The organism is bacterium, from assembly GCA_035295165.1.
In the GTDB taxonomy this organism is placed as follows: Bacteria; Sysuimicrobiota; Sysuimicrobiia; order Sysuimicrobiales; family Segetimicrobiaceae; genus JAJPIA01.
In genome coordinates this window covers 75,850-88,952 of record DATGJN010000088.1, presented here as the reverse complement: position 1 = coordinate 88,952, position 13,103 = coordinate 75,850, and the positions used below count along the sequence as shown (strand labels likewise).

At 68.8% G+C, this 13,103-nt stretch carries 15 protein-coding genes; 11 read left to right on the top strand and 4 right to left on the bottom strand.

The genetic code is table 11. From position 1 onward, the window contains the following. The 7 genes from VKZ50_14350 to VKZ50_14320 form a co-directional block, all read left to right on the top strand. The coding region (locus tag VKZ50_14350) for a hypothetical protein (protein ID HLJ60902.1) at positions 1-261 on the top strand (261 nt) is incomplete at its 5' end. Positions 262-290: 29 nt separating this feature from the next. Then, a complete protein-coding gene (locus VKZ50_14345; protein HLJ60901.1) occupies positions 291-509 on the top strand; it encodes a hypothetical protein in 219 nt (72 codons plus the stop codon). Between the two features lie 83 nt (positions 510-592). Beyond that, the gene (locus tag VKZ50_14340; GenBank protein ID HLJ60900.1) at positions 593-811 is read left to right on the top strand and encodes a hypothetical protein; all 219 of its coding nucleotides are present in this window, start codon (positions 593-595) and stop codon (positions 809-811) included. A 120-nt stretch (positions 812-931) separates the two neighbouring features. Then, positions 932-1,453 carry a hypothetical protein gene (locus VKZ50_14335; protein HLJ60899.1) on the top strand — a complete coding sequence of 174 codons (522 nt, stop codon included), beginning with the start codon at positions 932-934 and terminating at the stop codon, positions 1,451-1,453. Positions 1,454-1,848: 395 nt separating this feature from the next. After that, the gene (locus VKZ50_14330; protein HLJ60898.1) at positions 1,849-2,427 is read left to right on the top strand and encodes a YSC84-related protein; all 579 of its coding nucleotides are present in this window, start codon (positions 1,849-1,851) and stop codon (positions 2,425-2,427) included. 231 nt (positions 2,428-2,658) lie between these two features. Further along, entirely contained in the window at positions 2,659-3,522 is an 864-nt protein-coding gene (locus VKZ50_14325; GenBank protein HLJ60897.1) for a DMT family transporter, read from the top strand. A 54-nt stretch (positions 3,523-3,576) separates the two neighbouring features. Continuing rightward, positions 3,577-4,761: a PLP-dependent aspartate aminotransferase family protein gene (locus VKZ50_14320; GenBank protein ID HLJ60896.1), complete on the top strand. Its 1,185-nt coding sequence runs from the start codon at positions 3,577-3,579 to the stop codon at positions 4,759-4,761. A gap of 4 nt (positions 4,762-4,765) precedes the next feature. Here VKZ50_14320 and VKZ50_14315 read toward each other — a convergent pair whose 3' ends face one another. After that, a complete protein-coding gene (locus VKZ50_14315; GenBank protein HLJ60895.1) occupies positions 4,766-5,503 on the bottom strand; it encodes an HAD family hydrolase in 738 nt (245 codons plus the stop codon). 63 nt (positions 5,504-5,566) lie between these two features. Here VKZ50_14315 and VKZ50_14310 point away from each other — a divergent pair, with 63 nt between their 5' ends. From VKZ50_14310 to apgM, 3 genes are read left to right on the top strand one after another with little or no spacing between them, the layout of a single operon-like run. Continuing rightward, positions 5,567-6,706, top strand: coding sequence for a D-alanine--D-alanine ligase (locus VKZ50_14310; GenBank protein ID HLJ60894.1), 1,140 nt, complete (start codon positions 5,567-5,569; stop codon positions 6,704-6,706). Between the two features lies 1 nt (position 6,707). After that, positions 6,708-7,589, top strand: coding sequence for a diaminopimelate epimerase (dapF, locus tag VKZ50_14305; GenBank protein HLJ60893.1), 882 nt, complete (start codon positions 6,708-6,710; stop codon positions 7,587-7,589). Then, complete coding sequence (apgM, locus tag VKZ50_14300) at positions 7,586-8,869, top strand: 2,3-bisphosphoglycerate-independent phosphoglycerate mutase (GenBank protein HLJ60892.1); 1,284 nt, start codon at positions 7,586-7,588, stop codon at positions 8,867-8,869. The genes dapF and apgM overlap by 4 nt, the downstream gene beginning before the upstream one ends. Before the next feature lie 87 nt (positions 8,870-8,956). Here the strand turns inward: apgM and rlmD are convergent, their stop codons facing one another. Next, on the bottom strand, positions 8,957-10,339 hold the full coding sequence (rlmD, locus tag VKZ50_14295; GenBank protein HLJ60891.1) for a 23S rRNA (uracil(1939)-C(5))-methyltransferase RlmD: 1,383 nt from the start codon (positions 10,337-10,339) through the stop codon (positions 8,957-8,959). Between the two features lie 56 nt (positions 10,340-10,395). Between rlmD and paaI the strand changes: the two genes are divergently transcribed. Next, positions 10,396-10,866: a hydroxyphenylacetyl-CoA thioesterase PaaI gene (gene paaI, locus VKZ50_14290; protein ID HLJ60890.1), complete on the top strand. Its 471-nt coding sequence runs from the start codon at positions 10,396-10,398 to the stop codon at positions 10,864-10,866. Between the two features lie 33 nt (positions 10,867-10,899). Here the strand turns inward: paaI and VKZ50_14285 are convergent, their stop codons facing one another. Together VKZ50_14285 and VKZ50_14280 are read right to left on the bottom strand one after the other, a co-directional pair. After that, the gene (locus VKZ50_14285; protein ID HLJ60889.1) at positions 10,900-11,841 is read right to left on the bottom strand and encodes a DMT family transporter; all 942 of its coding nucleotides are present in this window, start codon (positions 11,839-11,841) and stop codon (positions 10,900-10,902) included. Beyond that, on the bottom strand, positions 11,823-12,749 hold the full coding sequence (locus VKZ50_14280) for a helix-turn-helix domain-containing GNAT family N-acetyltransferase (protein HLJ60888.1): 927 nt from the start codon (positions 12,747-12,749) through the stop codon (positions 11,823-11,825). Before VKZ50_14280 ends, VKZ50_14285 begins: the two co-directional genes overlap by 19 nt. Positions 12,750-13,103 lie beyond the last annotated feature (354 nt).

Here is a 13,103-nt window from a genome sequence, read left to right as displayed (position 1 = left end):
GCCGTCGCGGTGGCGCAGGCCACGCTGGCGGTCGTGGGGCTACTCACCGCCACGGTGGCGGTAGTTGGGGCCGTGACGGCATACGTGGTCGCGAGACTGGCCCTCCCGGCCGTGCTGGTCGTGGCGCGGCGGCAGTGGCGTGAGGGGAGACAACATCGTGATCGCGCACCACGCCACGACGAGACCTCAGGGTGGACGCTGGACGCGGCCGTGGTCGGGACCGGCCCTCGCCGGGGTTATCTCCGGGCGGGCCGCGGGTAAGATGCTCGTAGGAAGAGGAGGGTCAGCTCGTGCGCCGCATCCTTGGCATGATCGGAATGGGATTGGCAGCGACGATGACGGTCGCACCGATGGCCGCGACGGCACGGCCGGCGACGTTGGAGGACGCTCCCAGTAAGAGCGTCACCTACGTGGCGCCCATGGATAATGCGATCGACCTGGTGCCCGCGGATGGGTTGGCGCCGAACTCTCTTGACCGAAATGCACAGGGTGATGGCAGTGGTCGGTAGGCTCGGTGTGCGGGCGCAGGTTCGCGGATCCTGCGCCCGCTGGTCTGGGAGAGAATCCTTGCGCGGCTGAAGGGAGCCCAGGCATGGACAAGACACGGTTCGCGGCGCACTGGAACGAGATCCGTCCCAAGGTGAAGAGCCACTGGAACCGGCTCACCGACGAAGACCTTGATCGCGTCCAGGGCGATCCGGACGCTCTGACCGACACGCTCGTGGAGCGGTACGACGAGCCGCGCCAGGCGATCCTCCTAGAACTCAAGCACCTCGTGGAGCAGAGGACGTCTGTTTCGCATCACCCGTAACCTGCGGGGAGAGAAGGCCGCTTCGCTCGGCGCCCTGAGTTCGATGGGGACGCTGCCGTTCGTCTCTCTTCGTCGACCCATCCTCGGGGATGAGGAGAGTTAGGGTAGGGAGGACCTCGGATGCAGGCACGCACGCTTCGACAGGCCGCTGCGCTGGTCGTGCTGGTTTTCGCGGCCGGGCCGGCTGCCGCGCAGAACGCGGGCAGCGATTGGCTCATCGTTCCTGGCGTCGGGATCGGTGCCGTACGCTTGGGCATGCCGGTCGCCGATGCCCTCAGGATTGCCGGCCCGACCCAGGATGCGTACAGCCAGGGCGTGGGGCCGGCAACCGGCGGTCGCCTGTACTACTGGTTCACGACACAAGGATCTCGCACCGCCCAGACCAATGACGGCGGGCGCGTCGGGACGCTGGGCGTGTTCGGAGATCCCGAGTTTGCCACGCCGGGAGGGCTGCGGGTCGGGTCGACGCCAGCCGATGTCGAGCAGGCCATGGGCGCGCCGTCTCGCGTCTCCCGTGACGACGCGCAGGACCGCACTCAGTTCATCTACGATGGGTCCGGCATTGCGTTTGTCGTTGGAGGCGACCCCGCTCGAGTCGCGGGGATTCTGGTGTTCGAGCCCGGGACGCGAGGGACACCATGAGCGGCTCGACCGCGAGCGGAGTGTGGCGCCTGTTACGCCCACCCGAGACACGGGCGTGCGCGTGACGTCCTTGCTCAGAATGCCTCATGTTCACGCATCGTGGATACGGGGCATAATGATAGGGTGGGGAGCTTACCTCCTCGCAAGACGGCCTCGCGTCCATGCAGGTATATCCGGCGGTGCAGGCCGTTCTTCTTTGCCAAGGCTCCGCGCTAGCCATGTGGCCCATCTGATCGTGCGCCACCGTCATCGGAAGGTCCGCCCAGCGTTGTAACCGCATGGTCCGTGGGAAAAATCCCCTGTGAGGGTGCCTGATGGGTCGGGCTCCGATGCGTCTTGTCGGCCTTGCCCTGGCAGATTGGCCGGCGTGGCCGCTTGGAAAGGAGGCACGTGTCATGCACATGCAGACAGGCGGGCGGGCGATCGTCGGATCGATCTGCGCCGCGCTCTTGTGCGTCGCGTTGGTCCAAAGCCCGTCGTACGCGAAGACTCCACAGGAGATCGATGCGAGCGTTGATGCGGCACTCGACCGCTTCACGCAGCAAGTCAGCGGAGCCGACGCATTCCTCCGGGACGCCAAAGGCGTGCTTGTGTTCCCCGATGTCGTGCAGGCGGGGATCGGGGTCGGCGGACAGTACGGGCAGGGCGCGCTGCGGATCGGCGGGCAGACCGTTGCCTACTACAGCCTCGCGTCCGCATCGATCGGATTTCAGTTGGGCGCGCAAAAGAAAGATGTGATCTTGGTGTTCCTCCAGGACAAAGCGCTCCAGGACAAAGCGCTCCAGGACTTCCAAGCCCGGCAGGGGTGGCAGGTCGGCGTCGACGGCTCGGTGGTGCTTGTGAATCTTGGCGCCCACGCGTCCATCGACTCCGCGACGCTTGACCAACCCATTGTCGGGTTCGTCGTCGGCCAGCAGGGCCTGATGTACAATCTGACGCTGCAGGGGTCCAAGATCTCCAAACTGCAGGAGTAGTCGCGGCCCGGGCCGCGCCGTCTGCCCTCAGGGGGACGCGTATTCTGCGTCCCCCCTTTTTGCTGCGCTCACCTCCCTGTCGTCGCTCTCGTCACGAGTGGACGCGCATGAAGCGTGCGTACCGCCCCGGTCGAACCGCTGGCACGTCCTCTCGGGGCCTGATCAACGCCGCGTGGTGTTGTGGTGCGGGAGCGAAGAGGAACTACGAAGATCCGAAGACAAGTAGCCGCCATGCCCACGCTTCGGATAGCCGCCGACGCGTCGCTGATCGGGGTGGCGGTGATCTGGGGCGCGACGTTTCCCCTCGCCAAGGTCGTGCTCCGGTCTCTCGGGCCATTCTCCTATCTCGGTCTACGCTTCGCGATCGCGGGGGTGTTGCTGCTGCCTCTCGCGCGGCGCGATCTCAAGCGCCTCCGCTTGGCCGATCTGGGTCGCGGATGGCTGACCGGCGCGGTGCTGTTCGCCGCGTACGCGCTGCAGACGCTTGGGCTGGCGCAAACGACGGCCAGCAAGGCTGGCCTCATTACCGGCCTGAACGTCGTGATCGTGCCGGTGCTGCTCTTCGTCTGGATCCGGCGGGTCCCGAGCGCCCCGACGGCCGCCGGCGTCGCGCTCGCGGCGTGCGGGCTGTGGTTGCTGTCATGGCAGGGCGAACGCCTCAGTGCCGGTGATGCGCTCGTGCTCGGGTGCGCCGTGGCGCTCGCGCTGCACCTGATCCTGGTGGGACGGTTCGCGGGCGCGCTGCCGCCGGCCGGCTTTGCGTTCCTCCAGGTCTCGACCGTCGCGGTCCTGGGAGGGGCAGTGGGGCTGGTATGGGAGCCCCGGCCGATCGGCGTACTCCCTGGCACGATCGCATCCGTCGTGTTTATGGCGGTCGGCGCGACGTTCGCCGCCTACCTCGCGCAGTCGTGGGCGCAGCGCACCGTGTCCCCGACCCGCACTGGGCTGTTGTTCGCCGTGGAGCCGGTGGCCGCCGTCGGGTTCAGCGTGGCGTGGCTGGGCGAGGCGCTCGGCACCCGGCAGGCGCTGGGCGCGGCGGCGATTCTCGCGGGCGTGGCGCTGGGAGAGGCGGGGCGGGCGAGGGACGGCGCGTAGCGTTCGGCGGGGCAGGCCGCCGTGATCGCAGACGGGCGGCGGAGGAGGACTGGCATGGCGAAGCAGGTGCGGGGCGGGTTTACCACGCGGGCGGTGCATGGCGGCGCGGTGCCGGACGCGAACCACTCGGTTGTCACCCCAATCTATCAGACCGCCACGTTCCAGTACGACACGGTCGAGGAAGGAGCGCGGCTCGGCGCGGAGACCGGATCCGGGTACTTCTACACGCGGTGGGCCAACCCGACGACGCACGTGTTCGAGCAGAAGGTGGCCCTGCTTGAGGGCGGCGAGGCGGCGCTCGCGGTGTCGTCGGGCATGGCGGCGATCTCCACCTCGGTCGTCAGCCTGCTCCGCGCCGGCGACCACGCGGTCGTACCCACCGCGGTGTACCAAGCGACGTTCGAGTTGTTCCGCGGCGTGCTGCCGCGGTACGGCGTAGAAGTCACGTTCCTGGACGATCCCGACCTCGACGCCTACGGCCACGCGATCCGGTCCACCACGAAACTCCTCTACATCGAAACGCCGAACAACCCCCTCCTCGGCGTCACGGATATCGCCGGGGTGGTCGCGCTGGCGAGGCGGTGCGGCGCGCGGACGATCGCGGACAACACGTTCGCGACACCGTACAATCAGACGCCGCTCGCGCTCGGCGTCGATCTCGTCTGCCATAGCGCGACGAAGTACCTGGGGGGGCACCACGACGTGACGGCCGGGGCGATCGTGGGCTCGCGCGATCTGGTCCGGTGCTGTGTGCGGACGATGCGGATCTTCGGCGGCGTCCTTGATCCCTTCGCGGCGTACCTGTTGATCCGGGGCCTGATGACGATGGGGCTCCGTATGGAGCGGCACAACGCGAACGCCTACGCTCTCGCACGGTATCTGACCGCGCACCCGAAGGTGGAGAAGGTCTACTACCCCGGGCTTCCCGAGCATCCCCGCCACGACGTCGCGACCCGCCAGATGTCGGAGGGATACGGGGGCATGCTAAGCATCGAGGTGCGCGGCGATGTCGCCGCCGGGGCGCGTTGCGTGGAGGCGCTGCGCGTCGCCAAGCTGGCCGTCAGCCTGGGCGGGGTCAGCACGCTCGTGACGCACCCGGCGTCCACGACGAGCGTGAACATGCCGCGCGAGGCGCGCCTGGCCGCGGGGATCGCGGACGGGTTGATCCGGATCTCGGTGGGCATCGAGGACATCGACGACCTGATCGAGGACTTCGAGCAGGCGCTAGGGAGAGTCTAGGCGGCTACGCGCCGCTCCATCGCCGGACGATCGGGGGGATCTCGCGGAGCGACGTGACCCGGGCCGTCGGCCGGACCCGGTCGGCGAACCGCGGGTTGTCCGGGTTGGGCTCGATGTCCACGAGGATCGAGCGCATCCCGACGCGGTCGGCGCCCAGGATGTCCGCCCCGAGGGTGTCCCCGACCATCACGACGTCGGCGGCGGGGAGCCCCCACGCGTCGAGCACGTGCGTGAAGATTCCCTCATGGGGTTTCGGCCGTCCGTACTCGGCCGAGGTGACGAGCGGATCGAAGTAGCGGGCGATGTCGTGGGCCTGCGCGATGTCGACGATGAGTTGGTGGCTCGTCGCGTTGCTGATCATCGCGAGCCGCAGATCCAGCGCGACGAGGGCGTCGAGTGACTCGTGCGCCCACGGGTAGAGCCGGCTGATCCGCACCTCCGGCCGGAAGAACGCGGCCTCGGCCCGCTTTAACGTCGCGTCGTCCGTCGGCAGTCCGGTCCCCTCGAACGCCTTCTGAAGCGCCCACGTCACCACGTACTCAACCATCTCCGTCTCGGAACGGCGCCAGCCGTCGAGCCGGATGTCGAGGAGACGTGCCCGGAGCGCGTCGGTGTCTTGGTATCCGAGCTCGGATCCCGCCCAGGCGCCGAGCGCCGCGCACTTCTGTGCCTCGAGCTCGAGCCCCGTCCGCCGAATGAGCGTGCTGCCGAGATCAAAGATCACGCCGCGCACCGGTTCCATGGCTGGTGCGTACCACGCCGGAGGGGATTGCTCCTTCGCTCCCGAACATGGCGCGAGAGTCCAATGTCGTCCGCTTCCGATCATCCCCCAGCCGACTCCGCACCGTCCGGGCCGCGGAGGGTCCGGGTTGCGGTGTTGCTGGGCGGGCCGTCGCCGGAGCGCGAAGTGTCGGTGTGGAGCGGCGAGCAGGTGATCGCGGCACTGGATCCCGCCCGCTTCGACGTACTCCCGGTCGAGATCACACGTGAGGGGCATTGGCTTCCGCGCCCGGACCTGCGCCGTCTCTCCGCCGCCGCGACCGACAGGGCGCGACATCGCGGGACGGACGTGCCCACGCTCACTCGGGCCCGCGATGCGCGGCAGATCGACGAGGTCGTCGGTAGGGGCGTCGTGGACGTCGCGTTCATTGCCATGCACGGTCCGTACGGCGAGGACGGCACGGTTCAGGGCATGCTCGAGCTGCTCGGAATCCCGTACACAGGGTCGGGCGTACTCGCGAGCGCGCTCGCGATGGACAAGCTGCGGAGCCGCCAGGTGCTGCAGGCGAACGGGATCGTCGTGCCCGCGTACGTTGCGATCGACGGCGACGGGTGGTCCCGGGACCCGGCAAGCTTTACCGGGCGGGTCGCCCGGGACCTCGGGTATCCATGCGTCGTGAAGCCGAACGCCGTCGGGTCGAGCATCGGGGTTGCCATCGTTCGCGACGAGGCGTCGCTGCCAGCCGCGGTGGAGAAGGCCCTCGGGTACGGCGAGGTCGTTCTGGTCGAGGAGTACCTGCGCGGCACCGAGTTGACGTGCGCGATCGTCGAGGACCCCGGGACCGGCAACGCGCAGACGCTGCCACTCATCGAGATCGTGCCCAAGCGCGAGTTTTTCACGTACGAGGCAAAATACGTTCCGGGGGCCTCCGAGGAGATCGTGCCCGCCCGGATTCCCGCGGCGGCGGCCGCGCAGGCCGAGCAGGTGGCGTTGCGTGTCCACCGCGTTCTCGGGTGCGAGGGGTTCTCGCGCGTGGATATGTTCCTCGCCGGCGGGACCATATTGGTGTTGGAAGCCAACACCATTCCCGGGATGGCCCAGGGAAGCCTGATCCCCCTCGCCGCCCGCGCGGCCGGTATCGAGTTCCCGGACCTCCTGCGGCGTATCATCGAGAACGCGCTGCGCCGGGCGCGCGTTCGCTCCCGGCGCGCCGAGAGGGCGTGACATGTCCCGACTGCGACGCCACGAGTATGTGAAGTCCCACGGCCTGGGCAACGACTACCTGGTGATGGACCCTCGCGTGCTCGGGGTGCGGCTGACACCGCGGGTGATCCGGCTGATCTGCCACCGCAACCTCGGCGTCGGCTCGGACGGCATCCTGACCCTAGAGGGGAGCCGCCGGGCGGAGTTCGGCCTGCGCATCTTCAACCCGGACGGGAGCGAGGCCGAGAAGAGCGGCAACGGCATTCGCATCTTCGCGAAGTGTCTGTGGGACCACGGCTACACGCGTCGGCGAGAGTTTCGCGTGGACACGAAGGGCGGAGTCGTGCCCGTCTCGCTCGACGTGCGTCGCGGACGCATCCGCTCGATTACGGCGGGTATGGGGCAGGCGACGTTTCGAAGCCGCGAGATTCCCGCGACCGGCCCCGACCGGGAGATCCTCGGCGAGCGGATCTCGGTGGACGGGGAGACCCTGGAGGTCACCGTGGTCTCGATCGGCAATCCCCACTGCGTCGTGTTCGTGGACGACCCCGGGTCGGTGGATCTCGCGCGCCTCGGCGCCGCGTTGGAGCACCACCCGATGTTCCCGAACCGCACGAACGTGCAGTTCGTCCGCATCGATTCGCCGAGCCGCGTCACGATCCGCATCTGGGAGCGGGGCGCGGGGGAGACCATGGCCTCCGGCAGCAGCTCCAGCGCGGTCGTGGCGGCGTGCGTCCGCCACGGTTTCACGGGGCGCCGGGTGACGGTTCAGAGTCCTGGCGGCCGGCTACGTATCGCGGTGGAGCCCGACTACTTCATTCACCTGACCGGCCCCGTCGAGGAGGTCTGCCGCGGCACGCTCAGCCCGGACCTCCTGGCTCGGCTTCGAGGAGGACCGCAATGACGCACGTACTCTACGTGGTGCTCGACGGACTCGCCGACCAGCCGGTCCCGGCGCTCGGCAACCGCACGCCGCTCGAGACGGCGGCGGTGCCGTTTCTCGGTGCGCTCACGCTCGGGGGGCGCACCGGCCTGGTGCAGACGGTAGGCAAGGGGATCGCGCCGGAGTCCGACGTCGCCGTGACGGCGATCCTGGGCTATGACCCCTTCACGTACCACGCCGGGCGTGGGGTGTTCGAGGCCGTCGGTTCGGCGATGGCGTTCGCGGACGGCAATCTCGCGCTCCGCGGCAACTTCGCGACCGGCGGCGCGGGCCGCACGATTCTCGACCGGCGCGCCGGACGGGACCTCGCGTCCGAGGACGCGCGCGCGCTCGCGGAGGCGGTCACGCGCGAGGTGCGGCTCACCGCGGCGCCCGCGGAGCTCGAGGTCCGGGCCAGCGTCGCGCACCGTGCCGCGGTCGTGATCCGACGCCGGGACGGACGGCTGTCGGCGAAGATCAGCAACACCGATCCGGCGTACGGGCGCGTCGGCGAAGGACTCGGCGTGGCGAATGTGGAGGTGGGCAACCAGGTCGAGCAGTGTCGGCCGCTCGACGACAGCGAGGAGGCCCGTATCGCCGCCGCGCTCGTCAATGAGTTTTCGGACCGTGCCCACGAGGTCCTGGAGCGTCACCCCGCAAACGCGCGTCGCCGCGAGCGCGGCCGCCCCCCCGCCAACTTGCTACTGGTGCGCGACGCGGGGGACCATCTGCCGAAGATGCCGCCGATCGCCGAGCGGTTCGGCGTCGAGTTCGGGTGCTTTGTCGAAATGCCGGTCGAGCGCGGCATCGCGGAACTGACCGGCATGACAGTGATCCCCGTGCCGCCGAGCGGCGCCGACAAAGCGCGAGTCTACACGGAGTGGGCCCGTACGGCCGCGCGGGAGTACAAGAAGCACGGCGGGCTGTACATGCACCTAAAGGGGCCGGACGAGCCGGGTCACGACAAAGACTGCCGGGCCAAGACCGAGGTGATCGAGATCATCGACCGGGCGTTCTTCGGCACGTTGCTGCAGGAGGTCCCGCTCGACGACGTCGTGATCTTGGTGACGGCGGACCACGCGACGCCGTGCGTCCTCGGCCGTCACTCCGACGACCCGGTCCCGTTGCTCGTCGCCGGCGTCGGTGTGACCTCGGACGGCAGCCGCATGTTCAACGAGGCGGCCTGCGCCCGGGGCAGCCTCGGGGTGCTCAAGGGGACCGATCTGATGCCCTTCGTGACGACGCTGGCGAAGGGCGGGTAACCGTCCGGGCCGGTCAGGTCGGGCGCAATGCGGGTTTGTCGTCACGCCGTGGGCTCACGATCTGCGGACGGCGTTTGGCCCCGGCGGTTACGACGTCCGCTCCAGCAGGACGACACACTCCACGTGGTACGTTTGTGGAAAGAGGTCGAGGGGTTGCGCGGCGCGCACGGCGTAGCCGCCGGCGAGCAGGTCCTTGAGGTCGGGCGCCAGCGTCGTTGGGTTGCACGACACGTAGACGACCCGGGGCGCGCCGGTCTCCAAGATGCGCCGCACCACGCGGCCGCCCGCGCCGCTCCGCGGAGGGTCCAGGATCAACAGGTCCGGTGCACCGCCGCGCCGCCGGAGCTCCGGGAGCGCCTTGCGCACGTCCCCGCTCGAGAACTCGACGTTGTCGATCCCGTTGAGCGCCGCATTGTCCCGTGCGGCCTCGACCGCGGAGGGCACGACCTCGATGCCGTGCACGCGCGCGGCACGCCCGGCGAGCGGCAGTGAGAACGTGCCCACGCCGCAGTACAGATCGTAGACCGTTTCCCCGCCCCGCAGGGCGGCGAACTCCTCGACCACCTCTGCGAGTCGCTCGGCCTGCGCCGTGTTGGTCTGGAAGAACGTCTCGAGTCCGATACGGAATCGCAGGCCGCGCAGCGCCTCGACGATGTACGCCCGGCCCGCGAGTACGGCGACGCCCGACAGCGGCACGCCGTCGGACGGGCCGGCGTTCACGCCGTGGAGGACGCTCGCGATCCGCGGCTCCGCGGCGACAAGACGGTCGGCTAGCCCCCGCAGTTGAGGGACTTCGGGGGACGTCGTGACGACCGCGACCATGATCTCACCGGTCGCCACGGCCTCCCGGATCACGAGTTGTCGCAGCAGGCCCGTGCGGTCGCGCGGATCGTAGCGCGACAGCCCGGCGGTCTCGGCGAACGCTCGCGCGGCCGACAGGATGGCGTTCGCGGTGTCAGACTGGAGCAGGCACGCGTCGATCGGCGCGATGCGATCGAACGCGCCGCGCCGGTGCAGGCCGAGCACGCCGTCGGGATGGAATGTGAACTCCATCTTGTTCCGGTAGCGCCACGGATCGCGCATCGCGACGATCGGCCGCACGGGGACGCCGCGGACCCCGGCGATGTGGGCCAGGCTGTCGCGGACGATCGCCTCCTTGGCGGCCGCCTGCGTGTCGTACGCGACGTGCTGCCAGACGCAGCCTCCGCAGGGGCCGAAGTGCGGGCAGGGCGGGGCGGTCCGCTGTGCCGACGGCGCCACGACGGCCGTGAGGTCGGCCTCGGCGTAGCCGGGTTTGATCCGCCACGGCCGCGCGCGCACCCGGTCTCCGGGCACGGTACCGGGGACGAACACGACGAACCCGTCCAGGCGTCCGACACCCCGGCCGCCGTACGCGAGGCGGTCGATCGCGAGGGCGATCTCCTCGCCCTTCTTGACGGGGGGACGTTTCCGGTCGGTCGAGGCCGTCATGATGATGCCATGATAACATGGGAGCGGAACGACTCGAACGCCGAGACGGGTGCCGGATGGCCGAGAGACCAACACCGCAATCGATCGCCGAAGCCGCCCGCGACGCGATGTGGGCACGGGATCGCGCGAGTCAGGCGCTCGGCATGCAGGTACTCGAGATCGGTCCGGGCCGGGCGACGCTGCGCATGACCGTGCGCCCCGAGATGTGCAACGGGCACCTCGTGTGTCACGGCGGCATGATTTTCTCGCTGGCCGATTCCGCGTTCGCATTTGCCTGCAACTCGCACAACAGGGTGACGGTCGCGAACAACTGCGTCATCACCTTCATCTCGCCCGCGCGCGAGGGGGATGTGCTCACCGCGGAGGCGGTCGAGCGATCCCGCGGCGGACGATCGGGAACGTGCGACGCGACGGTGACGAACCAGGACGATCAGGTGATCGCGTTGTTCCGCGGGCATTCGACCCAGATCAAGGGCGAACTTGTGCCGGGCCTGACCGCAGACGACCGCTCCGCGCGCGCGGACTAACCGCGTGCCTCCCGTGGCGGCGCGCGGCGGGCGCTATGAGCCCGCGCTTGCCGCCGCGGCGCGCCGCAGGCTCCCGGTAGACAGCGCGAGTCCGACCGCCACGCACACGAGCCCGGCGCCGAGCAGGCTCGATACCGGCTCCCCGAGGATCCACTCGCCGAGTGCGGCCGCCGTCACCGGGCCGAGCGCCAGGAACACGGTGACCCGCGTCGGATCCGCGTGCCCGAGCGCCCACAGCCACAGGTAGTACCCGACAGCGCTGTTCGCGCCGATGAAGGCGATCGCGAGCCAGCCATCCGTGGTGAACCGGGGCGGGCCGTGGAAGAAGCCCTCGCCGGCGGCCAGGAGGGCGAGGAAGGCGACGGCGGCAAGCATGGCAAAAGCGCTCACCGGCAGCGTCGGATACTTTCTGAGATACGGCCGGTACAACACGCTGCAGATCGCGCCGCTCGCCGCGCTGGCGAACGCCGCCAGCTCGCCGGTCCAGGCACCGGGCCCCGCGCCGCGCTCCAACGCCTTCTCGCCAAGCGCGAAACCGACGCCGGCGATGGTGAGGAGCACCCCCGCGGCCTTCGCGCCCGTGAGACGCTCGCGGCCGAGCACCGCGGCGAGGAGCATCGTCAGCAGCGGCATCGTGGCGAAGATCAGCGCCGCCCGCGCCGACGGGATGAACCGCAGGGAGTAGTTCAGCAGCGCGATCAAGACGCCGAACTGTGTGATGCCGAGCAGGGCGATCGGCAAGAGGTCGCGCCGGTCGAACCGCATGCGTGCCGCCGACGCGAGCGCGAACGGGAGCAGGCACGAGACGGCGATGAGGTACCGGAGAAACGCGAGGGACGCCGGGCCGGCCTCGTCGACGACGACGCGCGTGGCGACGATCCCCGAGCCCACCAGGACGCCCGTGGCCGCCGCCGCGGCCGCGGCGAGGCCGCGGACCCGATGCTCCGAGGGTGCGGTCAGAGGTCTAGATCCCATGTCTCTCCGACGAGGTCGTGCCCGAAGCTGTGATGGAGTTCCTCACGTACGACCCGGAAACCGGCCCGCTCGTAGATACGCCGCGCGGCGAGCAACACACTGTTCGTCCACAGCGTCATCTTCCGGTACCCGGCCCGCTTGGCGAAGCCAATGCATTCCTGGACCAGGCGGCTTCCGAGGCCAAGACCGCGCGCCGAGGGCTCGACGAGCATCAATCGGAGCCGGGCGACCTCATCCGACTCCCGGACGACAAAGACCGAGCCCACGATTTCGCCGTCCCGCTCGGCGATCCAGCACCGCTCCCGCTTCGGATCGAAGTGCTGGATGAACTTGGCGGCGATCTCCGCGACCAGCGCCTCGAATTGCTCGTCCCATCCATACTCCTGCGCGTACAAGACGCCGTGCCGGTGGATGACCCACCCCATGTCACCGGGCTGGTGCGGTCTCAGGATGTACGGCGCCGGCAACTCCGAGGACGCGCCGAGTAGGGCCTCGACGGTGTGCATCGCTTCGACCAGGCGCGCCTGCGCGCTCTCGTCGAGAGGGGCGAGGAGCTCGCCGATTTCGTCGCGAGACCGCGCGTCGAGCGGCGCAAACGCGTGACGTCCCTCGGCCGTCAACGAGACGAAACTTTGCCGACCGTCGGACTCGGACGGTTCCCGCGTGATGAGGTGGCGCCGCTCGAACCCCCGGAGGATGCGGCTGAGATACCCGAGATCGAGCCCGAGCTCTCGCCCCAGCTGCGTCGCGGTCAGGCCGTCGCGGTGCGCCAGCTCGTAGAGCACGCGCACTTCGGCCAACGAGAACGGGCTCTTGAGATACCTGCCGACAACGCCGATTTTCTGGGTGTAGAATCGGTTGAAGCGTCGTACCGCGCGGACGCGGGCGTCGAACTCGCTGTCGTCCATCGCCGGCACCCTCCAGTTGTCGTGGTATCGCGTTCGACGAACCATTCCAAGACCGGTTTGTAATTAATTGCCATAATCAAACATCTACTTGAATTTGTCAATCATATTAATAAACAGATCGATTCGCGACTAGAGTGGCAATTGTCCCTTTGAGGGACGTACCGAACATGGATTTCGGTAATCGCCTACGATCTGCTTGGGGGTTTCTCTTCCAACGGGACCCCAGAAAGATCATGCAGGGGAGTTTGGGTTCCGACCATTTCTTTGGGCGGCCACGTTACACGTTGCTGTATCGGCCAGATTCGCTGCGCAAACTTCCCGAGGTCTTCGGGGAATTGGACATTCATTGGCATG